Source organism: Lysinibacillus sp. A1, from assembly GCF_000801965.1.
Classification (GTDB): domain Bacteria; phylum Bacillota; class Bacilli; order Bacillales_A; family Planococcaceae; genus Lysinibacillus; species Lysinibacillus fusiformis.
On the sequence record NZ_JSZM01000033.1, the window covers coordinates 18,999 to 41,371 of the forward strand.

18 protein-coding genes and 2 pseudogenes are annotated in these 22,373 nt (G+C 37.8%); 14 read left to right on the forward strand and 6 right to left on the reverse strand.

Annotation, left to right across the window (positions count from 1 at the left end; translation table 11 throughout):
• The first annotated feature begins 250 nt into the window (after positions 1-250).
• The 3 genes from PI85_RS20625 (at position 251) to PI85_RS20635 (ending at position 5,951) form a co-directional block, all read left to right on the forward strand.
• Entirely contained in the window at positions 251-1,042 is a 792-nt protein-coding gene (locus PI85_RS20625) for a nucleotidyl transferase AbiEii/AbiGii toxin family protein (RefSeq protein ID WP_036125489.1), read from the forward strand.
• Positions 1,043-1,594: 552 nt separating this feature from the next.
• Positions 1,595-5,032 (forward strand): immunoglobulin-like domain-containing protein, encoded by a 3,438-nt coding sequence (locus tag PI85_RS20630; protein WP_036125491.1) that lies wholly within the window; start codon positions 1,595-1,597, stop codon positions 5,030-5,032.
• Between the two features lie 355 nt (positions 5,033-5,387).
• Complete coding sequence (locus PI85_RS20635) at positions 5,388-5,951, forward strand: histidine phosphatase family protein (RefSeq protein WP_036127882.1); 564 nt, start codon at positions 5,388-5,390, stop codon at positions 5,949-5,951.
• A gap of 132 nt (positions 5,952-6,083) precedes the next feature.
• On the opposite strand, the gene PI85_RS20640 is transcribed toward PI85_RS20635, so the two are convergent.
• Entirely contained in the window at positions 6,084-6,716 is a 633-nt protein-coding gene (locus PI85_RS20640) for a Crp/Fnr family transcriptional regulator (protein WP_036125492.1), read from the reverse strand.
• A 93-nt stretch (positions 6,717-6,809) separates the two neighbouring features.
• On the opposite strand from PI85_RS20640, the gene PI85_RS20645 reads away from it, so the two are divergent.
• From PI85_RS20645 to PI85_RS20675, 7 genes are all read left to right on the forward strand, one after another.
• Positions 6,810-7,763 (forward strand): nucleoside hydrolase, encoded by a 954-nt coding sequence (locus tag PI85_RS20645; protein ID WP_036125495.1) that lies wholly within the window; start codon positions 6,810-6,812, stop codon positions 7,761-7,763.
• A gap of 17 nt (positions 7,764-7,780) precedes the next feature.
• The gene (locus PI85_RS20650) at positions 7,781-8,665 is read left to right on the forward strand and encodes a ribokinase (protein WP_036125497.1); all 885 of its coding nucleotides are present in this window, start codon (positions 7,781-7,783) and stop codon (positions 8,663-8,665) included.
• Between the two features lie 280 nt (positions 8,666-8,945).
• The gene (locus PI85_RS20655) at positions 8,946-9,494 is read left to right on the forward strand and encodes a helix-turn-helix domain-containing protein (protein ID WP_025117096.1); all 549 of its coding nucleotides are present in this window, start codon (positions 8,946-8,948) and stop codon (positions 9,492-9,494) included.
• A gap of 139 nt (positions 9,495-9,633) precedes the next feature.
• Complete coding sequence (locus PI85_RS20660) at positions 9,634-10,890, forward strand: hydroxymethylglutaryl-CoA reductase, degradative (protein ID WP_036125499.1); 1,257 nt, start codon at positions 9,634-9,636, stop codon at positions 10,888-10,890.
• Complete coding sequence (locus PI85_RS20665; protein WP_230584788.1) at positions 10,883-11,332, forward strand: hypothetical protein; 450 nt, start codon at positions 10,883-10,885, stop codon at positions 11,330-11,332. The genes PI85_RS20660 and PI85_RS20665 overlap by 8 nt, the downstream gene beginning before the upstream one ends.
• On the forward strand, positions 11,329-12,684 hold the full coding sequence (locus tag PI85_RS20670) for a tripartite tricarboxylate transporter permease (protein WP_036125501.1): 1,356 nt from the start codon (positions 11,329-11,331) through the stop codon (positions 12,682-12,684). Before PI85_RS20665 ends, PI85_RS20670 begins: the two co-directional genes overlap by 4 nt.
• A gap of 19 nt (positions 12,685-12,703) precedes the next feature.
• Positions 12,704-13,600 carry a hydroxymethylglutaryl-CoA lyase gene (locus PI85_RS20675; RefSeq protein WP_036125502.1) on the forward strand — a complete coding sequence of 299 codons (897 nt, stop codon included), beginning with the start codon at positions 12,704-12,706 and terminating at the stop codon, positions 13,598-13,600.
• Positions 13,601-13,882: 282 nt separating this feature from the next.
• Here the strand turns inward: PI85_RS20675 and PI85_RS24530 are convergent, their stop codons facing one another.
• Complete coding sequence (locus PI85_RS24530) at positions 13,883-14,104, reverse strand: hypothetical protein (RefSeq protein WP_036125504.1); 222 nt, start codon at positions 14,102-14,104, stop codon at positions 13,883-13,885.
• Between the two features lie 382 nt (positions 14,105-14,486).
• Here PI85_RS24530 and PI85_RS24060 point away from each other — a divergent pair, with 382 nt between their 5' ends.
• Positions 14,487-17,237, forward strand: coding sequence for an S-layer homology domain-containing protein (locus tag PI85_RS24060; RefSeq protein WP_082011610.1), 2,751 nt, complete (start codon positions 14,487-14,489; stop codon positions 17,235-17,237).
• Positions 17,238-17,631: 394 nt separating this feature from the next.
• Here PI85_RS24060 and PI85_RS20690 read toward each other — a convergent pair whose 3' ends face one another.
• The 3 genes from PI85_RS20690 to PI85_RS20700 are packed head-to-tail and all read right to left on the reverse strand — an operon-like array spanning position 17,632 to position 19,375.
• Positions 17,632-18,768, reverse strand: a complete 1,137-nt coding sequence (locus tag PI85_RS20690) for a zinc-dependent alcohol dehydrogenase (RefSeq protein WP_036125505.1) — start codon at positions 18,766-18,768, stop codon at positions 17,632-17,634.
• A gap of 22 nt (positions 18,769-18,790) precedes the next feature.
• Complete coding sequence (locus PI85_RS20695; RefSeq protein ID WP_036125507.1) at positions 18,791-19,153, reverse strand: spore coat protein; 363 nt, start codon at positions 19,151-19,153, stop codon at positions 18,791-18,793.
• A 12-nt stretch (positions 19,154-19,165) separates the two neighbouring features.
• Positions 19,166-19,375 (reverse strand): hypothetical protein, encoded by a 210-nt coding sequence (locus PI85_RS20700; RefSeq protein ID WP_016993944.1) that lies wholly within the window; start codon positions 19,373-19,375, stop codon positions 19,166-19,168.
• A gap of 89 nt (positions 19,376-19,464) precedes the next feature.
• Here PI85_RS20700 and PI85_RS20705 point away from each other — a divergent pair.
• Positions 19,465-20,091: pseudogene (locus PI85_RS20705) on the forward strand (manganese catalase family protein); the annotation flags it as partial.
• A gap of 234 nt (positions 20,092-20,325) precedes the next feature.
• Here the strand turns inward: PI85_RS20705 and PI85_RS20710 are convergent.
• Positions 20,326-20,658: pseudogene (locus PI85_RS20710) on the reverse strand (manganese catalase family protein); the annotation flags it as partial.
• A 443-nt stretch (positions 20,659-21,101) separates the two neighbouring features.
• Between PI85_RS20710 and PI85_RS20715 the strand changes: the two are divergent.
• A complete protein-coding gene (locus PI85_RS20715; protein ID WP_036125508.1) occupies positions 21,102-21,710 on the forward strand; it encodes a YpjP family protein in 609 nt (202 codons plus the stop codon).
• Between the two features lie 157 nt (positions 21,711-21,867).
• A complete protein-coding gene (locus PI85_RS25120) occupies positions 21,868-21,999 on the forward strand; it encodes a hypothetical protein (RefSeq protein ID WP_255350113.1) in 132 nt (43 codons plus the stop codon).
• The last annotated feature ends 374 nt before the right edge of the window (positions 22,000-22,373 follow it).

Sequence of the window (22,373 nt, forward strand, 5' to 3'; positions counted from 1 at the left end):
CTTTTACAATTTACGAAAATGTTACCTATAAATACTAAAGGGGTAGTTTCGCATGAGCGAGGCTGCCCCTTGTCTAATTGTTGGACGCTGTCGCATGAGTTGCTGGCAGTTTTTTTGTTGCCAAAATTATGCTGGTATACATTACCGTTTACTATGCTAGTAAAATAAGTAATAATAAAAGCAAGAATTTTAGTAAAAGTCTAAATTCTATAGTTAAAAATCTGAAAAATCAAAAAGGTGAGGGAAGTTTATGGAGAAAATCAATACAATAACAGCAGATGTAATTACGCAATTAACAAAAATGGCAGAAATGAAAAAAGCAAGCATTGAGCAACTAGTAGCATTTTATTGTCAGGAAAGACTTCTCTACCGTTTATCAACATCATCCTATTATGATCAATTTTACATAGAAGGGGATCTTTTCTTCTTTACATTAGCTGAAGGAGTAGGGATGCCTCCGAATGAACTAACACTCACAGCACAAAAAAGCGCGTATCAAAACGACATAGTCCAACAGGCATTTACAGAAATTTGTTCGATCGAAATACAAGAGGACGGCGTTCAATTTTTAGAAAATGACATCGAAAGTTTAATAACGGATTCGCGTATTCACTTAAAGATACCGGCAAAATTGGATACGATCACTACATACATAGAAGTTAAAATAACCTTTATAGAAAATCGAATAGCGCCGACGACCATTACTTTCCCGTCGATGCTAGACATGAAGCTAGCGGAGCTCTCTACCTCTCCAATTGAATTTGTAGTTGCCCAAGGCTTGCTTGACATATTCCAATATCCCTCTATGACTTCAAAAATAGTAGAAGATATTGAGAGGGTATTAGAAACACAAAACATAGAAGGCCGTAAATTACAGGCTTATCTTGAAGAATTGTCTGACCAACGTCACCTGACATGGGAGCCAACAACTATACTAGAAAAAGGTATTGTTAAACAATTTTTCAACCCAATATATGAAGTCCTATTGGCAGATGAAGAGTTTTTTAAACAGTGGGATGGTAAGGAGCAGGCTTGGCAATGACGATAGAAACCCCTCGAACAATAAAAAGTTCGCGGGGTTTTTCATAAAATGATTTCGTGTATCGGGGATAGGGAGATGATCAAAACGCAATTGCTAGGGAGCAGTCGTTACGCTATCTTCTCACTAGTTGTACAAAGACGACATGCATAGAGCAGTTTCAATAAATTATGTAAGAATATATATGAATTTGTACTAAGTCCCGCTTTAAAAACGATAGAAATATGATAATTTGTCGGTAGCATCAGGAAAAATTTCAGGTGCTACCTTTTTTATAGCTTTACGGGTGACTATTCTCGTAGGTTTCTTAATTTGAGAGTAGTTGAAGTGGTCGTGTGAATGAACTCTTTAGGGTTTTAAGTAACGGATTATTACTTACAGTCCACTTTACATTTGATGCTATACAAAAATCTATTAATTTTGAATGTTAATTTGCTAATCATTAACATTATTCAGTATTACTCTTTTTTTTTCTATAGTATAGTGAAAATGTATGTATTTCTATAATGATACATAGAGAAAAACGGCAAATCACGTAAAGGAGGGCAATTATCTTTGAAAAAAATAAGTAACATCTTCATCATTTTATTTCTATTTGGTTTACCCTGGGGGAATATGTCTGCCGATGCAAATGATACAAACGATGATGATGTTGTTGTGACACCTATCGATTCGGATGTCATGTTAACTGATGATACTGCACAAGAGGAAAATGTGGTCATTCCAGAAAGACTTAATGATCTTCGATCTGCATCAGCTGCTGATACGCTTGACCAAACATCCGGAGCGGGGGACCCGGGTGGAATCTTTCGAGCGCACGGAAAGGGTCAAAGCTTTACGGCAGGCTTGTCCGGTTATTTGAATAAAATCGATTTGTATATGGTGGATTACGGAAGCTCAGGTATTGTTTTTACGCTCAGTATTTATGCTGGTGAAAGTGTTTCTGGAGCTGCTCTAGCAACTGCGACATTTAGCAGTAAGGATATTCCCTATAATCCGGGAGGCTGGGTGAACGTATTATTCGATAAGCCGACGCAAGTACAAGCGGGACAGCAATATACGATGCTGTTAACATCCTCAATCGGTGATACGCCGCAAACGTCTTGGAAGGTTTATACTTCCGACGTATATGGAGGGGGCCAAGCCTATACGGAAAACAATTGGACAAATTATGACTTCGGCTTTAACACCTATGTCGGACAATCACCAAGGGATTATACAACTACGCTCGCAGTGTCTCCTTTGAATGGTACATACGGCCAAACGATAGTTATTTCAGCAATGCTGACAACACCTGATGGGCCTATCGCAGGAAAGAGAATTACTGTCTCCATTAATGGAAGTACTATAGGTTTTATCACAACCAATTCAGCAGGTATTGGTTCGGGCTCCTATTCACTTAGGCAAGCTGCGGGAAGCTATGAATTGAAAGTATCGACAGAAGCTTCGTATCCTTACCCTGCGGCAGAACAGACAACAACACTTACGGTCAACAAAGCCCCGCTTACTGTAACGCCTAACAATGTGTCTAGACAATATGGAACATCTAACAACAATTTTACACTGAACTATAACGGCCTGATGCCATGGGACACAGCTGCCTCCATCGGGCAACCAGTGTATTGGACAGTAGCTGATACTTCAAGCTCAATCGGCAATTATAATATAACAGCCAGTGGTTTGGCATCAACGAAGTACACAATCACCTATTCACCAGGTACTTTAACTGTGACACCAGCACCTTTAACCGTCATGGTTGCGAATCAATCCCGGGCATATGGACAAAGCAATCCGCCTTTGAGTGGTTCAATCACTGGAATTGTGAATGGAGATGAAATTCTAGCGACCTATTCGACAGCAGCAACCGAATCAAGCTCAGTAGGATTGTATCAAATCGTTCCGTCCTTATCTGATCCCGAAAACAAGCTTAGTAATTATCAGGTTGTGATGGAGGAGGGAGTGCTAACAGTTACAAAAGCCGAGCTTCGCGTTGCGACAGATTCAGTATCACGCTGGGTAGGTAAAGCAAATCCTCCATTCACTGGTAATCTTACAGGCGCTGTTGCCGATGACTCCATTACGGCAAAATATGATTCAGCAGCGAGGGAAGATAGCGCTGAAGGTGTTTATGATATTACTGCACAGCTTCTTGATCCATTGAACCGTTTGTCCAATTACGAGGTTATAAACGACATAGGTAAGCTAACCGTTTATGCTACTCCAAAGCCAGTGTTCGCCACAGGAGAAACGTTCAATGCGGTGAAGTCAAATGTTGGGTTACCAAGTGCAGATGATGCAGGTCGTCCCATTCGCTGGACGTCTTCGGACAACAGCTTACTTGATGCAACAACAGGAGCCGTGCATCGGCCGGCTTACCCAGTTGGCGACTCAGCCATAACGCTAGAAGCAGAGGTTGATGCGAATCAGACAACTTATAAAATCCGATATAACCTAACGATTTTAGCTACTGATATGGTGGATAAAGAGGCAGTGGCTCGAGATATTAAGCTACTTGCGATTGGTTACACAGCTGGTGATGACGAAAAGCACGTACGAAATCGGTTAAGCCTTCCAGCTACAGGGAAGAATGGTTCTTCCATTACATGGACTTCTAGTCGGGCAGAGCTGATTAATCCTGCTGACGGTTCCGTTTCCCAGCCATCATCTGGAGACCAATCAGTTACCCTTACAGCTACGGTAACAAAAGGACTGGAATCAGATAGTCGACAGTTTCATTTGATTGTTTTAAGGAATAATACAAATGTTGAGGGGCCAAAAGAACCTATTAAAGAACCAACTAAGGAACCTACTAACGAATCTGAACAGCAACAATCGCATTTTTACATTGATTTTATTAACCAAAATAATCAAAAGGAAAGAATGAACCTTACCCAGTCTCAAGTGAAATCTGGCTTTATTGAGCTCGATAAGAAGACAGCAAAGGGATATTTCGAGGTGAGCGGAGAAACGGCACACAAATTACTCAAGTTGAATCCTTCGTTTGCATTTCAAATAACAACAGCTGGTGGAATAATGAAACTACCTGTCTCTGAATTAGTTGCTTCTGCAAAGAACCAATTTGTAGGGAAAAACAGCGATAAAATCAACTTTTCAATTTACGTTGGAGGGACGGAAGCTCCAGTTCCTTTATTAAATGATTTGAAATCCCGAGGTGCAAAATTATTGTCTGGCCCTATTCAATTTAAAATTAATATGAGTATTGCAGACGAAGCTGGAATTGCTATCACACAATTAGGCAGCAAGGTTGAAAGACGCATAGCCGTTTCCGATAACCCTACAGATACGATTGTAACGGTATGGAACGAGCAGCTTAAGCAACTGAAATATGTTCCGGTCCGTTATGAAAATATCCGAGGCCAAGTCTATGCCTTGCTTCCCGCCAGCAGTGATGGCTTGTACTTAAATTTTGTAAACCAACAAATTTTTGCAGATATGAAAAGACATTGGGCCAGAAAAGAAGCGGAAAAGTTGGCTTCAATGCTTATCTTTGAGGGAAAAGGACAGGGAATCTTTGACCCGAATGCCCATTTAACGCGTGCGGAGACAGCCGCACTATTGGTCAGAGCAATAGGCATCCCAGAGCCGGCGCACACTGCAGCATTATCCGATATTTCTGGTCAATGGTATGAAGAGGCGATTTCCTCTGCAACAGAAGCTGGATTTGTGAATGGGTATGAGGACGGTAGTTTCCGACCGAATGAATTTGTTTCAAGGGAAGAACTTGCGGTCATCCTTTCGAGAGTACTTGAATATGGTAGCAGCACTTCTTCAAATGCTTCTGTAAACTATTCGATATCTCTCAATGATTCCAAAGAAGTATCCAATTGGGCTACTGAGGCAGTGCAAAAAATCATTTCCAACGGTATTATGATAGGTGATAAGGAAGGTGATTTTAAACCACATCAAACTGCAACCCGTGCTGAAATGGCGATAATAATGAACCGTCTTCTTAACAAGCTAGGATATATGTAAACACGCCGTTGGAGCGTCATTTAACAGTTGTCAATTATATATTTGAACATAAGTAGATTTGGTTTAAAAGAGCATCATTCCTGAAAAAGAATGGTGCTCTTTAATGTTGAATAAGAATATTTGAGTCTTATAGGCAACTCTTTTTTCTTTATCGAATTTCAGGGTGATTGATTTGGTGTTAAATTACATTTTTTGAAACTCATTTCATCCAGATTCGTTCTATAAAATGGATTATAAAAAAGGATAAACCATATATTTTTGGAATATCATTGAAACAAATATATGGTTCCTGCTAAATAATACACGAGGTGAGTGATTAGTGGCATTTGTTAAAGGGAAAACGACGTTTATTTATATGGTGAGGCACGGTGAATCTCCGTATGATGGAAATGACCGGACAAGAGGGTTAACTGTGAACGGCCAATTAGGTGCTCAAAGTATCGCTGAACTGTTAAGGGGTGAGGGAATTGAAACTATAATATCCAGTCCATATACTCGTTCCATTTTAACTGTTGAGCCATTAGCTAAACAACTGAGTCAAGAAGTTATCGTTTGTGAAGAATTAAAAGAGCGAATTTTTTCATCAGAAGAAAAGCGATTACCTGATAGTGAGTTATTTCCGCTATTAGAGAAATCCTTCTTGGACCCCAATTTAGCATTAGAGGGTGGAGAATCAAATAACGATTGTCAAAAAAGAGCTGTAAAAGTTTTAAAAGAGCTATTAAATACCTATGAGGGACAGAAAGTAGTAATAGGAACTCACGCATTAGTCATGACCTTGATGATGGGATACTATCATGAAGCGTACAATGTAGATTTTTTGCTACAAACAACCAAGCCCGATATATACAAAATGGAATTTAACCGACAGGAATTAGTAGGGGTGAAGAGGCTCTACGAATGTAGTAAGGACGGTTAATACATGTTTCCTTAGGTAATGGACCAAATTAGATGAAACAAAAAAAGTCGGTATCCTGAACACATAGGAAACCGACTTTTTTATGTGCTAGAAAAATCTACCGTTCTCCAATGGAAACAAAAGATAGTATCTTTATAAAAAATGTTTAAGGTGTTTTTCTATTTCTTCAAATGAATGAATAGTGAATTTTTTATTTTTATAATGTATAAGGCCCTCATTGATACACTGACTAATTGAACGATTTAAGCTTCTAATGGGGGCACAGACCTCACTTGATAAAATTTGCTTTGTAAGATGATCTAAATCACCGATTTTATAGTGATTATGTATGCTTAATAAAATACGGTCTTTAACAGTTAGCAATGATAATTTTGCTGTAGTATCTGAGCTTAATGTTAACTTGGAGGCAAGTTGTTTCACGATATAAACATTAAAATTAAAATCGATTTTCATCCATTCGTACACCTTTGTTTTATGGATAGCTATCGTTTCACAATTTTGTTTCGCGATTACACCGAGTGTTTTCATTTTTTCATTAAAAATTTCTATTTCCCCAAAACAACTATAAGAATCATAAATATAAAGCGACAGCATTGCTCCCTCATAGCTTTGTCTATACACTTCTGCCGTTCCTGTAGTAAGGATATAAAGATAATTATTTTGTTCATGCGGGTGAATGATAGGGCTGCCTTTTGTATGTTTTCTATAAATAAATTCTTTCTTAATAGGCGCTGGTGCATCGTTCACAATAGCTTGAAAATCCATATGTTCACCATCTTTTTAGTTTTGGTCATTTGACCTATTTTCATTATAGATTGAATTATATAATCAGAGCAAATATGAATGGGAGGTCTTGTTATGAGGAAATTAATTATTGATACAGATACTGGAAGTGATGATGCGGTAGCCTTAATTATGGCATTAAAATCAACTAATCTAAAAGTAGAGGCGATCACCACTGTTTGTGGCAACGTCCCGATTGAATTAGCGACGAAAAATGCACTAATGACAATTGAGGTTGCGAATGGTCAAAAGCCACCGCTTTATGTTGGAGCAGCCAAACCACTTATGCGTGATTTAGTTACAGCTGTGAATGTTCATGGTGAAGATGGAATGGGCGATTGTCATTTAATACATCCCACACTTTTGCCAGAAAGCAAGCATGCCGTAGATGCGATTCTTGAATTGATTGAAAATAACCCTGGCGAAATCGAAATTGTAACGATTGGTCCCGTTACAAATATTGCCCTTGCTCTATTAAAAGCACCAAAGACAATGAAAAAGGTCAAGCATATTTACACAATGGGTACTTCTGGCTTTGGCCCTGGAAATACAACACCTGTTGCTGAATTTAATGTGTATGTAGATGCAGAGGCCTATAGTATTATGCTTAATTCTGGTATACCTACTACCATCATTGGATTTGATGTATGTTTAGGCGAAGCAGCATGGAATAAGGAAGATATGGATGTATTACTAGCGAGCGGTAAAGAGGAGGCTGTGTTCTCTGTTCAATGTAACCGTTCCTTGCTTGCGTATAATTTAGAAAGAAGTAATGAACATATTGTTGATTTACCAGATGCGGTAGCAATGGGGGTTGTGTTATGGGATGAAATCGTTGTGGAGGACAAATTATGTTATTGCTATGTGTGTACGACAGAAGCTGCTGCCTATGGTCAAGTAATCTTAAATGACGGTAGTAAGCTTGCCATTTCAGATGGATTTGCCGGGCATATGCCTAATGCCACAGTTTGTAAGACGATTGACAATCCATTATTCAAGAAACGTCTAATAGAATTATTGATTAGTTAATAGGAGGGGGAGGGTAGATGAAATTTTTAAATTTCGGATCATTAAATATTGATAAGGTCTATACATTACCTCACTTTGTGAAAGAAGGAGAAACATTATCTTCGGACAGCTTTGAACAATATCCAGGTGGAAAAGGATTAAATCAATCCATTGCCCTTTCAAAATCGGGCGCTCAAGTGTTTCATGCAGGTAAGATTGGCAAAGATGGTCTATTCCTCAAGCAAACATTAGCCGTAGAAGGAATTAATGTTGATGGAATAGTTGAGGACGGTTTGATTACAGGGCATGCCATTATTCAAGTGACGCCCACAGGTGAAAATTGTATTTTCCTTTATGGTGGAGCGAATAAAGAAATAACGGCCGAACAAATTGAGCAAGTACTAGAGGACTTCAATGCGGATGATTTCCTCGTTCTACAAAACGAAATAAACGGTCTAGATGATCTAATTAATGCGGCATATAGGAAGGGTTTAACCATTGCGTTAAATCCTTCTCCAATAAGTGATACGATGAAGGATTTAGACCTTTCGAAAATTGATTTTTTACTACTAAATGAAATCGAGGGACAGGCCATTAGTGGAGAAACCTCACCTAACAAAATACTCGATCATTTACTATCAAACAATAGTAATTTAAAGATTGTGCTGACCTTAGGTACAAATGGCGTCGTATATAGAGACAAAATTCAAGAACACAAGCAAGAAATCTATAAAGTCAAAGTGAAAGACACGACCGCAGCAGGGGATACTTTTTTAGGCTATTTCCTTAGTATGATTTCTCAGAAAGCAGACATTAAATCCGCACTAAATATAGCCTCAAAAGCTGCTTCCCTTGCAGTATCTAGAAAAGGCTCCTCTTCCTCAATCCCGCTTTTGGCGGAGGTACTTGGTAAAGATGCCTAATAGATAGGAAAATTGCTGATATTTCATCATGGCTATGACGCCACTCTTTTTGGGTTCTTTTGACAAACTTTTACGTTGTTTAGCCGATTCACAAAACAGGGCGGAAAGACTGCTAATAAATCTTATTTCATAAAACATAGTAAAGGGTGTGTAGTGAGCAGCATTACACACCCTCATCATTTCAAGACCTTAAATAGCTACTTTCCGTATTTTCTATCCTACATTTAAAAATATAGTATAGTTATGTAAAAAGCCTAACTGATCGAAGGGACTGGAATTTATGAACTTACTAGAAGTGGGAGTAAAAATAAAGCAGATGCGAAAGAAAAATAAAATGTCTCAGGATGATTTAGCTTCGCAGATCAATTTAACGAAAAGTCATATATCTAAAATAGAAAATGGCAAAGCGACACCGAGCCTGGTGACATTGTCCAAAATTGCGGAAATATTTGATGTGCCTATGGCTTGGTTTGTTATTCAGGATCAATTTGATGGCATTTCTATTGTTTCGAAAAAAGAGCGCAATGAGACGGTTGAAACGAATCAGCTTGGTTATCAATACGAGCTGTTAGCGAATAAGAGCTATATGAGCAATATCAATCCTTCAATTGTCACTGTACATAATGGGGCAGAAAATTTAGCCCTTTATACACATGATAATGATGAATTCATTTATATCATTTCGGGTAGTATCATCTTGAAATACGATAATAAGTTTTACCAATTAGAAGAAGGTGACTCGGCGTATTTTTCAGGAAAAAAAGAACATATCTTTATTAATAACTCTGCGGAAAACTCAAAAGTATTGACAATTTATGTAGAGGATTAAATCTATCTTTTAAACGTAAATATAATCGAAAATACAATTTTCTTGTTTACAATACTATTCAGACAATTTACAATTGGTGTAATGCTATTCAACTTAGTTGAATTGTATTACACTTTTTTATATTTTTGGGGGTATGGGGATGACTTCACGAATTAAAGGATTTTATTTACTTTCAGTGGAAGAGCGAATTAAGTTAATCGCTGAAAAATCAAAGTTAACAAACGAGGAAGTTGAAGCTTTAAACAGTGGAATTTCATTAGAGCTTGCAGATGCAATGGTTGAAAATGTTATTGGCCACATTTCAATTCCTTTAGGGGTAGCAGCCAATTTTAAAGTAAATGGGAAAGAGGTATTTATTCCAATGGCTACGGAAGAACCGTCTGTCATTGCTGCAGCTAGTAATGCTGCACGTGCCGCATATGAGCTAGGCGGAATTTTTACTTCCAGTTCAGGAACAGTTATGCGTGGACAGATTCAAGTATTAAATATTGATGACCCTCATGCAGCAAGGGCGAAAATTTTTGAACATAAAGATGAAATCATCGAACACTGTAATGCAAAAGATCCGACGTTAGTAAAGCTAGGCGGCGGAGTAAAGGATATAGAAGTGCACTTAATCGACACAGCAAAAGAAACAATGGTTGTTGTGCATTTGATCGTAGATACGAAGGATGCGATGGGGGCAAATGCTGTAAATACGATGGCAGAATCTGTGTCACCATTAATCGAACGGATTACAAATGGACGAGTTGTGCTCCGAATAATTTCAAATTTAGCAGATAAGCGTATTGTTCGTGCCCGTGGTGAATTCTCAACAGAAATGCTCGGGGGGATAGAGATTGCGAAAAATATTGTAAGTGCTTACGAATTTGCAGATTCTGATCCGTACCGTGCTGCTACCCATAATAAAGGAGTTATGAATGGTATTACTGCAGCAGTATTAGCATCGGGTAACGATACACGTGCTGTTGAGGCAGGCGCTCATGCCTATGCTGCCCGTTCTGGCAGATATCGTTCTTTAACAACTTGGGAGCTGAATAAAAAAGGCAATCTTGTTGGCACATTGGAATTACCGTTAGCTGTTGGTATTGTGGGAGGGGCTACAAAGACTCATCCTGTTGCAAAAGCCGCGCTAAAAATTATGGATGTGCAATCTGCAGAGGAACTAGCCAGCTATATTGCCGCGGTAGGATTAGTAGAAAACCTAGCCAGCTTACGAGCGCTTTCAGCAGAAGGTATTCAATCTGGTCATATGCGTCTGCATGCCAAAAACTTGGCTGTAATGGCTGGAGCAACCGGGGATATTATTGACCGTGTTGTGCAGCAGGCTGTTGAAGAGAAAGATTTCCGTTATGATCGTGTTTTAGAGATTACAAATTCTCTGCGAGGTGAATAACTTGGCGAATACTCCATATAATGAGCAAAAAAATGTAGATGAAAAAAAGTTTATCGAAATTCTAGGTGACACGGTTTCTGGTAATCAGTTAATCATTTCAATTATCTTAAGCGTTGCAGCAAGCTTTTTGGGCTATCAATTAGGCCAGTGGGTATTTCCGAAGTTTGCAGACCCTCAAATGATTAATTCCTATTCACTATTAACAGGAATTGCAGGTATTCTGATAGTTGTCGTTATCAATACCATCCTATTTAAACCAAAGCGTATTTTAGTAGAGGATGAAACATCTAGTCATTCTTTAAAGGAAGCGTTTGAAGATTTACAAATTGATATCGATGAGGAAATACGCTTAATTGAGGAAGACCCTGTGACAAAAAAAGAGCTCGAGGAATTTGGTATTCTTTCTAGCTTACAAGGCTTGAAGGGAGCGGATAAAAAATGAGTATTTATTTAATCGCTCTGCTATTTGCTCTTCTAGGTGCAGCTATTTTCACTGTCATTGGTCTTATCTCAGGTACAGATGAAACTGCAATTATGGTACCCATTACATTGCTAGTTATTTTACTAGGAGCGCCTCCTGAAGGTGTGTTCGCATTTTTTATGGCGGGGGTGTTGGCTAAGCATTTAACACATGCTGTACCCACTGCGTTATTAGGTATTCCTGGTGACACAACGGCTGTACCGTTAATCGACCACGCAAATACATTACGTAGATTAGGCATGCCGCATGTTGCACTACGTAAAATGATTTCAGGTGGTGTCATCGGTGCCTTTATCGCCTTACCAACTGCCGTCCTATTAGGTCAGTTTTTAGGTCAATTTGCCGACTTCTTTAAATCTTCGTCAGGCATTATTTTTACACTTGCCGCTATTTTAATCGCGTTCTTTTCAAAAGGGAAATGGGCAAGTCTTTTAATCATTATTCCATTTGCGTTTTTCATTAAGGCTTTAGATAGCGTTAGCTTTGCAATGCTTGATAAACATTTAAGTATTACATTCTTTTTAGGAATTGCCATTGGGCCAATGTTTTGTAATATTTTAATGGCCGCATCTCCTGTTGCTAAAAATGATTTAACGCGCAGTAAGCAAAATCAATATAATCTTGCACCTGAAACGAAATCATGGAAAGGCTATTTTCCGAATCCATTTAAAATTTTATCGAAAAGGCAGACAATTTTCACGAGCATTACAACGTTTCTTTCTTCCTTAACATTTGTCTTTAGTCCTGTAGGGATGACGTCTTTAATGGGAGAAATTGTAGGCTCTCGCACAAAAGGTGCCTATAAAAAATCAACAACCAGTCTTACTGTCATGAATGGAGTAACGGAATCGACATATATCGCTGAAGCGATTATTCCATTAATTGCATTCGGTATTCCGTTAAGCCCAGTAGCACTTGGACCAGCATCACCTTTATTTAATGCACCACCGATTTTTACTGTGGATCCGGTAAACAACCTACACACGTTAATGTCATCATGGGACTTTTTCATTTTTGGGTTAATCGGTATTAGTGTGGCGGCTTTAATTGCTTATCCGTTTGCGATGAATTATGCACGTAAAGCGTCTGTATTAGTATTAAAATATATTAGTCAGGAAGCAATCGTAGCCATGTTCATAGGATTAGCTTTTTTGCTTGCCTATAATGAGGCACAATTGTTAGGGGTAGTTCTAACATTTACAGTCGCAACGGTTGGTGGTTTATTAAATCGTATTTTAGGTGTAGGTGCCGGTGTGCAATTCATGGTATTCTACGCATCAAGCTGGATTATGCTACAACTGTTCGGCATTTAGTTAAAGGAAGTGTATCTTTATGACTTTACCAAAAAAAGTGGAAATAAGAGAAGTGGGTCCGCGTGACGGCTTACAAAATGAGAATTTATTTATTCCTACTGATTTGAAAGTGCAATGGATTAACTTAATCAGTGAAACGGGTGTTCGCCATATCGAAGTATCCTCGTTCGTTAGCCCAAAATGGATACCAGCCTTGGCCGATCATCAAGAAGTGTTTGAGCAAATCACACGTAATGAAAAAATAACGTATGCAGCGCTTGTCCCTAACTTAAAAGGGATAGAAGGAGCCATTCAACAAAAAGTTGATGAAATTGCATTATTTATTTCTGCCTCTGAGGAGCATAATCAAAGTAATTTGAATGCTTCCATCGACCAATCTTTGCATAACCTAAAGGCTGTAGCTGAGGCAGCAAATCGTGAAGGTATAGCGTTAAGAGGCTATATATCAACTGTATTTGGCAGTCCGTTTGGGGACGAGGTAAAAATTCAAACCGTCAAGAGAATAATTGATGCCTATATAGAAATGGGCGTTGCTGAGATTTCGCTGGGCGATACAATCGGTGTAGCAGACCCTGTACAAGTAAAGGCTATTTTAACAGAGCTGCTCACGCAATACGACAGTAATCTGTTTGCCCTTCATTTTCATGATACGTATGGCCGCGCTTTAGCCAATATATATACTGCTCTTGAACTGGGGATCACAAAATACGACAGTGCTATTGGTGGATTGGGTGGTTGCCCTTATGCCCCTGGTGCAAGTGGCAATGTATCAACGAATGATTTAGTGAATTTCCTACATCGTTTAGGCATTCAAACATCTATTGATGAAGACAAATTATTTACCGCAACGCAATTTTTACAACAGGCAATGAACAGACAGCCTGATAGTAAAGTTTATAAAGTGCAAAGTAAATAGGAAAGAGAATATGGGAATCAATCTGCGCCCCCAATTGTTAGTTATACGCTAATAGTTGGGGGTGCTGTTTTTAGGAAGAATCTATTGCTAGGTAAAATTAGAACAAGTTCTAGTTAAAGAGAAATCGGGGATGAAAATACGAACATAGCGACATAGAAGCTATTTTAAATCATATTTACAGACAACCATTTTAAACTAAGCGTGCTAAATTTTGAGATTGCACAAGGTACGTCTTTAATATTTCAGCGTTTTTTTATCGATTTCATTTATATCATCCACAAGTTAGTTGTGATGAAAAGCATTACATTGTTCACGTTTACTTGTTTGCTTTATCGTTGTGATTTTTAAGTGTTCTGGTAGCATCGATAAATCAGCTAAGTCCCACTTTTTATATTTCTCAACATAGCTTTCTTGCTCATTACTAGAATGTTTTGGCTTATAGGCTTTGTTGAAAAATATAAATAACTGATCTACCATGTTTGATATTTTTTGAGCTATAGCCATTGATTTATCACCTTGATTAGCGGGTTTAGTCTGTCATAAAGCTTTTTAGTATATGGCAATTAGAAGGGCCTTACAGGACAATGTAAGGCTTTTTTTATAATCTACTACTGTTTTCAAAGAAAGTTTATTATGAATTGTGGAGTGTATAATTTGAAAAATGTATAAGAAACAAATGTTAATACTGAACTATTAACATTTGTCAGTATTTTAATTTGAAATTCCTTTTTATAATGGAATAGATATTCAGTGAAAATCATCTGAATACTGTGGATGTAATGAGATTAAAGAAATCACCAAGCGAAAAATGTGGTTGAAGCAACAAAAGGCGATATAAATTGAACTATTACCGTAGTTATTTTAGTTAAGGAGAAAGGAAGCATGTATGATGAAAAAGAAAATAGCTTCGATTGTAAGTTTACTGCCTTTGATAGTTAGTATGGGATTAATCTTTATTTTTAGTAACAAAGATATAGCTTTTGCAAATATGGTTTCGACACCAATTTATGCATCTGAGGATACAACAATGATTTACCAGGGTATTAATGCTGAGTTAGTTTATGAGGATGGGAATTTAGGATATCTTGATGTAGGCTATCAGGGGATATATGGTAATCCTTTAGAGGCTCAAGTATTACTTAAGTTTCAGTTGCCACCCATTCCTGTAGGGTACAGGGTTGAAACTGCAAATCTTTATATTCCTGTAACAGGTGGTACTTTTCAAGGAACAACTAACTTTTATCTAAAAGTGTCTACAAGCACAAATCATAACTGGACTCAAGATGCTGTGATGATGTCGTCACCACCAGCCCCTACTTCAGGATCTATACAAACAAGATTGCTAGCCCATAGTGTCCCTATACTCAAACCTACGCTAGCCCCATTTAATTTTACTAGCTATATATCAGAGGAGTTTACGAAAGCTGATCCTAGAGCAACCTTTATTCTTTCAGGAATGACTGCTCAAGAAGCAACTCAAGCAGGAATACCAAATTCTGATCATTTTATACAGATGACTGAAAATCATGCACATGACGGCAGACTGGGTCCATATTTAATTATTACGTATTCTGAAATGGCTAACATTGAAATAACTGGTGTTGTAGATGGTGGTCTATATAACACAAATGTAACACCGCAATTTAATGTCGGAACAGCAACGTTAAATGGACATCCATTTACAAGTGGAACACCAGTTACTGCTGAAGGCTCGTATACACTAACCGTTACAACAGGCGGCCTATCAGAAACGATCCAATTTCAAATAGATAAAACTCCACCAACAGGAACGGTAATTGTGAATCAAGGCAACCAATATACGAATAGTGCAGCTATATCCGTTTCAGTAACGCCAAATGTGGGTGTACAAGATAGTACGTATATACAATATTCGGTTAATGGAAATCCATTTACACAAATCCCTTATGTACCAAGCTTTATGCTAAGTATAGGAGCTGTTAACGAAGATAAAATATTGACATTTAAGCTTGTTGACGCTGCGGGGAATGAATCACCAGAATATCAAAGAACCATAACTCTAGATACTGTAGCGCCTTCAGGTATCGTAGTTATTAATAATGGCAACTCGCATACAATGAATCGTGAAGTAACGCTTAATTTAACCTTAGGGAATGGCGTCACTGATGTGGTAGGAGTGCAATATTCAAGTAATAATAGTAATTGGACACCTGACGAAGCCTTTAGCTCCACTAAGAGCTTTACGTTACCAGATGGAGACGGAAATAAAACAGTATATGTTCGTTTAATTGATCGAGCAGGCAATATTAGCGTCATTCAAGACAGTATTGTATTGGATACAACTGCTCCAATCGTCAGCGGAGTAGTAAATGGAGCTAGCTACAATACGGAAAGAACAATTACCTTTAACGAAGGAACAGCAACATTAAATGGTCATTCATTTGTAAGTGGCACCTCTGTGGATACAGAAGGGTGGTATACGCTCGTTGTTACAGATCTAGCAGGCAACTCAATTACCATGACTTTCAGCATTGTTAAGACAGCTCCAATTAAATATACAGTAATATATGACGGAAACAGAGCTACTGGAGGACAAGTACCCGTCAATAGTCAAACTTATGAGAATGGACATAGTGTTACAGTAGCTGGTAATACTGGCAATCTAGTGAAAACTGGATTTACGTTCAATGGTTGGAATACAAAAGAAGATGGCAGTGGGATAAACTATATGGTGAATACCAAGTTTATTATTAATGCGTCGGATGTCACATTGTATGCCTTGTGGAAGGTTAATCTTTATACATTGTCATTTGAATCAAATGGAGGCAGTGTTGTAGCAGATCAGAATATATCCTACAACGGAACAACAACAGAACCAATTGCGCCAACAAAACTAGGTTATACATTTGGGGGCTGGTTTAAAGAGGCTACTCTTAAAAATTCATGGGATTTTACAAAAGATACGGTAATAGGGAATACAACGCTCTATGCGAAGTGGATTGAAATTAATTCATCAGGAGGCAGTGGAGGCCATATTCCAACACCAGAAACAAATCCTAACCCTATTCCTAAACTAACACCAGAGATTCCAGTAAAGCCAGAAATACCAACAGATCCAGAAATCCCTGTTCAGCCAATACCAACTATTACGTTTAGTGATATTTCAACACACTGGGCGAAGGAAATGATTGAATATATAGCACCACGTGGCATTATCAATGGTTATCCAGACGGTACATTTCGTCCAGATGAGTCAATACAACGTCAGCATGTTGCAATCATATTCACTCGTGCATTTGAGTTAGTACCTAGACGTGAGGCAATACCATTTAATGATGTTGCACCAAGCCATCCGTACTATGAGGAAATTATGAAATTACAGCAGGCAAAAATTATCGATGGATCAAATGGATCCTTCCATCCAAGTGAATCATTAACACGAGCTCAAATGGCAAAAATAATAGTGCTTGCCTTTGGATTGACACCAGAAGGAACAAGTCATTTCGAAGATGTTTCTACTACACATTGGGCTCATGATTATATTGCTACACTCGAAGATCATGGTGTTGCATTAGGGGATAATGGGATTTTCAGACCGAATGAACCAGTAACACGTGCACAGTTCATTGCTTTCTTTTACAGGGCGCTTCATATGTAACATAGTAGCAATGGAATTGTACCTATTCTGTAAATATTCTCTGAATGGCATGAATGATAAATAGAAGCGAAGCATCTACAGTTATTTATAGTAGATGCTTTTATTATGCTACCAAATAAAAAAGATTGAAGCGGTTAGCCCCAATCTTTATTACTCATATGTTCCTGTATACACGCCGGATATTTCTATTTGCTCAATTGAGAGCGTTATTTTACATCATATTGCAATAAAAGAAATTCAAAAATAAAAGCTAAAACCTTGATAACACGACGTTATACATAAGAACAGTTTATATTATGCATATTGATTAAATTAGTCCGTGAAGCATTAAATAAATGGAAAAGTATTGAAAGTACTTTTGCAATAGAGAGACAAAAGTACCGTAATACTATATTTAGGGTTTTAAAACCACTTTAATACAGTTTTCCTGTTTGGTATCGAATATTTCATAACCATGTTTTGCTTTTTCAAGAGGGAGGACGTGTGTAATGATATCACCTGCGTTCACTTTACCATCTGCGATTAAGTTATAGACATGAGGCATGATATGAACAACTGGAGCTTGTCCAGTACGAATCGCTACATTACGCTGGAAAATATCTCCGAGTGGGAAGGCGTTGTATCGACCACCATATACACCTGTAATTTGGATAGTTCCTCCTTTACGTACAGCTTGACTGGCTGTGACAATAGCTCCCATAGCACCACTTTGAAGTTTTACGCCACTTGCAAGCAATTCGAGTGGCGTCATTTTTCCGCTCATCCCGACACAATCAATGACCACGTCTGCACCGCCCTTGGTAATCTCTTTTAGATATTCACCACAATTTTCATGGTCTTCAAAATTAACAATTTCGACTTTATTTGTCTTCTTTGCATGTTTAAGACGATATCCGATGTAGTCAACTGCGATTACTCTTTCTGCTCCTTTCAACCAAGCAAATTTTTGTGCTAATAGTCCAACAGGTCCGCAGCCAAGAATTACAACAGTATCTCCTTTCTTTACACCAGCATTATCTACACTCCAGAAAGCAGTAGAGGCAGCATCTGCAAGGAGAACTAGACTTTCATCGGGAACTTCAGATTTCTCTGGAATTTTGAAGGGGATAAAATTGCCATAAGGAACTCGCATATACTCTGCCTGTCCTCCAGGAAAACCGCCTGTTGTATCTGAATAACCAAAGTAAGCACCCATTTCGCCATTATCGTTTGCATTATCACACTGACTTTCCAGGTCATGATTGCAATACCAACATTCCCCACAAGCAATATTAAAAGGAATGACAACTCGGTCACCCTTTTTAACCTTCGTCACACCCTTGCCAACTTCTTCTACAATGCCCATCGGTTCATGGCCAATCACATAGTCCTGTCCAATATTCGGGATCATTCCATGGATCAAATGCAAGTCTGACCCGCAAATGGCAGTAGTGGTTAAACGAACAATAATATCATCGACTTTTTTTATTTTAGGATCTTTTACTTCTTTAACCTCGACATTTTTTATGCCTTGAAAAGTGACAGCTTTCATTAATAAAATCCCTCTTTTTCTTTTATTTTTTCGGTGGGGTAGGGAACATTCCTTTTCGATTCATGCTTTTAGGGAATAAATCCAACTGTGCAATACTAATCGCATTTTCGGCAGATTTAATATCCAGTTCTTTTTGACCTTCTAAATCATAAGGTTTTAACCATTCTTTTTTTAGCATCAGTTCAGAAATTTCAAAGTATAAATCAACCATCACATCCAGCTGAGTTCTCATGATTTTCCGAAGTGCAGGAGAAGCTGTTTCGGTTAAGGCAATTGAAAGATTTCTAATACCCGTCTTGGTTGTTAGTAAAAACTCAAGAGCAATCCCGGAATCAGTTAGTTCAGGCATTCCAATTGAATTTATAGGATCTAAATAGTCTTCCATACAATTGCCCTCCTAATATTCTAATTCCGATTTAGAGTATAACTTAACCATAGCAGTGAGTGCTGGGGTAGATAATTTCACATTCTTGTCCAATAATGCTCTTAAATCATCATCAAAGACCACACCTTGACTCAGCTTCGATTTAAGTAAACTAGTTGTCATAAAGTTAATGACTTCATGAAATTCCATTGTTTCATGAAGTGCTAATTTTTTCTCAAACACGTAATTCGCACCTCCAAAATTTTCTTTAAAAAGTCTGCCCTGTAGCAAGTCTATTTATACAAAACGCCTTAGGTTTGGATTAAACGGTCATTAATCAATTACTAAATGATTCTGGAGAATCTTCTGCCATAGGCAATAGCGGTATGGACCAAGCTCCTTTAGACGAGGCCGTTAGACATGCAAACCCACACCATTATATTGTGGGGGCACAATCATCTTTACCTGTCGATGCTGCAGGTAACCCTTGGAATGGCTCTTGGGTGTATGCTCACGGAAACCTCATTGCAGATTTATTAGATAACTTAGTTCTTGAGTCAACTGGTGTACTTCAAAAAACACGTATATATGAAATGAGTTCTAATCAGACATTTAGGGAAACACTTGCTTTTCTAATCGTTCGTGACAATGCTCATCAGAACGCTTTTGCCAAAGCATTGGAAACTTTAGGAGTAGATTGGGGAAAACTATTCCCTGTACCAAACTACGATATCAACAAATATCCTGAATGTAGGAAGTTCGTTGAAATGGGCTATCATAATGCTCAGTTTAACTTTAGATTAGATCCAACTCGAATCGGTGAAATCTTCCAAGGACAAACACCTAGTAGAAATGGTGGAGATTTAAATGTGACTCCACCACCTGAAGGATTTCCAGTACCAGTTATGCCAGAGATGCCAAATGAACACAGCCCTGGCCTTAAAGATATGAATAATTAAACAACGCATTTTAAGCTGTGACGTGCGACGACGTTGCAGCTTTTTTCAATGTATTAATTCTACACAAAAGGATAGTTATTATGCTTTGATTTTTATAATCAGAGTCAGTCATCCGAGGATACACTTATTCAAAGGAAGCAAAAAATGAATAGTTTTTATAAAAAACTTTGAGTGACTTAAAAAGCCCCAAAAATTAAAAAGAGACCACCTCCAAAAAAGTGGTCTAACATATTGTTAGAAAATTTTCTTTTGATTTCTGCCATCTTTTAAAATTTCTACAGCTTCTCTAAAACGCTGAGAATGGACAACTTCTCGCTCACGTAAAAACTTTAAGTTATCATTTAAATCCGTATCATCAGATAAATCGATAATCCATTGATAAGTGGCACGCGCCTTTTCTTCTGCAGCAATATCTTCATACAAATCAGCTATCGGATCTCCTTTAGCCTGTATATAGGTCGCTGTAAAAGGAACCCCTGAGGCATTTTCATAAAATAATGCTTTATCATGATTTACATAACGGTCTCCAAGACCAGCTTCTTTTAACATTTCTGGAGTAGCGTCTTTCTGGTTAAGTTGATGGACAGTTAATTTAACCAATAGTTAATACTCATTACTAAATAAATTAAAAATTTTGCTTAACACACTGCCAAGTATTAGTAATATTATATTAGCCCCAACTTTTTGCATTATTTTGCGTTAATATGCATTGTAAAGAAAAATAAAAAACCCCAAAAGACTGCATATAACAGGCTTTTGAGGGCTTAATAAAGTGCTTATTACAAAATAAAAAAATTAGTCCGTGAAACATAAAGATGATAAGTAACCTAACATTAATAAAAGACCAATACCCATTGCGATGCTCATGCTTTGTACCTCCTTTAAAAAACCGACACATTATTCATAAATATTGTACAATGAATTATAGAAATATGAAACCTTTTAATGGCGAGAACGTATATAATAATAGGAGAATTACCAATTTGTACATAAAGAGTAGGTGATACTGAATGAAAACGTGGGTTAAAAAAAGTATTGTCATAATGGTTGCGTTTTTAACATTTGGTTTAATTACGCCAACGCATGAAATATGGGAAGCATTTGATCAAAATCCTTCGAATCGTGCATCTATCGGTCCTGCATCGGGGTCAAGCACAGCTCTAGCTGCTGAGCCTGATTATAGTAGTGACGAGCAGATTCATATCCAAGAGGAAGAAATTGATTATAATACCTTGCTTATGGATGCAGCGAGAGAGCAATCATACATAAAGTTTGGTACTAAAATTGGTCCTAAAATTAGCCATGAATTTGACAACATCATCTTCCCAAAAATGGAGGAGGCGATTGCCATGACTGTCGCTAGTTTGGACGAGCAATCCTTAGCATCTTTAACCATCTCTGAAAAGCCAAGTGGTAATTATGGTGAGAAAATTTTCAATGTCATCAACAACGACACAGGATCAGATGTCATCCGCTTCCACGTACGTACGGAAAAAAGACCGCAGGAAGGCTATTATTACAACTTCCACTATCACAGCGTCGAGGACGACTTCATGGCACACTATAACCTAGGCGATATTTACTGGGAAAAAAACACACCACCGAAGTGGTTATCATAAAATACTCGAAACACTCGTTTACAAAACGGGTGTTTTTTTGTTGTAAAACGTTGATATATCAATGTTGGCTGTAGTTCATTAAGTTGTTTGTTTTTAACAAAATAGAGGGAGGGGGGAAGTAGGGGAAAGTATGTACCCCAAAAAGTAACCTAAAATCATGGTTACAATGCTGAATCGTTCACTGATTACGGCAGAAAACAATAGCTTTATTGGATCTAAAACGGCTATATATGGCATTGAGGCAACATTACCAAAGGCAAGTTGTGGAACGAGTGATCTGTTTATATAGAAGTATAGCGTGTGTATTATCGCTAAATTATCGCATTAAGGAGTATGAATAAAAAATTGCAGAAGTACAAAAACGTATTCAGTTCGTATAAGGAGACAGAGAGATTGAGATACTTAATAGGCTTTTAAATGGTGATAGCATACGCGTGATCGGAAAGCAATGAGATTATCAAGCATGAGGATTATTTACATAAGAGACTATATAATTAAACAAATGTTGTTGGGGGCATAACATCCCTTATCACAGAATTTTTCCTAATAGGTCCTTGTAATCCAACTAAAAACTCTGGATAGTTAAATTTTTGATAGATATGATATAATTTATTACGGAAAAATGAAATAAATAGAATTAATACTTCTAGTATAGAAAATCTA

Coding starts and splice junctions, on each gene's coding strand:
- PI85_RS24060 (WP_082011610.1), top strand. CDS start 14,487: ATGATGAAAAAGAAAATAGCTTCGATTGTAAGTTTACTGCCTTTGATA.
- PI85_RS20640 (WP_036125492.1), bottom strand. CDS start 6,716: ATGGATTTTCAAGCTATTGTGAACGATGCACCAGCGCCTATTAAGAAA.
- PI85_RS20635 (WP_036127882.1), top strand. CDS start 5,388: ATGGTGAGGCACGGTGAATCTCCGTATGATGGAAATGACCGGACAAGA.
- PI85_RS20675 (WP_036125502.1), top strand. CDS start 12,704: ATGACTTTACCAAAAAAAGTGGAAATAAGAGAAGTGGGTCCGCGTGAC.
- PI85_RS20625 (WP_036125489.1), top strand. CDS start 251: ATGGAGAAAATCAATACAATAACAGCAGATGTAATTACGCAATTAACA.
- PI85_RS20715 (WP_036125508.1), top strand. CDS start 21,102: ATGAAAACGTGGGTTAAAAAAAGTATTGTCATAATGGTTGCGTTTTTA.
- PI85_RS25120 (WP_255350113.1), top strand. CDS start 21,868: ATGGTTACAATGCTGAATCGTTCACTGATTACGGCAGAAAACAATAGC.
- PI85_RS20670 (WP_036125501.1), top strand. CDS start 11,329: ATGAGTATTTATTTAATCGCTCTGCTATTTGCTCTTCTAGGTGCAGCT.
- PI85_RS20690 (WP_036125505.1), bottom strand. CDS start 18,768: ATGAAAGCTGTCACTTTTCAAGGCATAAAAAATGTCGAGGTTAAAGAA.
- PI85_RS20660 (WP_036125499.1), top strand. CDS start 9,634: ATGACTTCACGAATTAAAGGATTTTATTTACTTTCAGTGGAAGAGCGA.
- PI85_RS24530 (WP_036125504.1), bottom strand. CDS start 14,104: ATGGCTATAGCTCAAAAAATATCAAACATGGTAGATCAGTTATTTATA.
- PI85_RS20695 (WP_036125507.1), bottom strand. CDS start 19,153: ATGGAAGACTATTTAGATCCTATAAATTCAATTGGAATGCCTGAACTA.
- PI85_RS20655 (WP_025117096.1), top strand. CDS start 8,946: ATGAACTTACTAGAAGTGGGAGTAAAAATAAAGCAGATGCGAAAGAAA.
- PI85_RS20650 (WP_036125497.1), top strand. CDS start 7,781: ATGAAATTTTTAAATTTCGGATCATTAAATATTGATAAGGTCTATACA.
- PI85_RS20645 (WP_036125495.1), top strand. CDS start 6,810: ATGAGGAAATTAATTATTGATACAGATACTGGAAGTGATGATGCGGTA.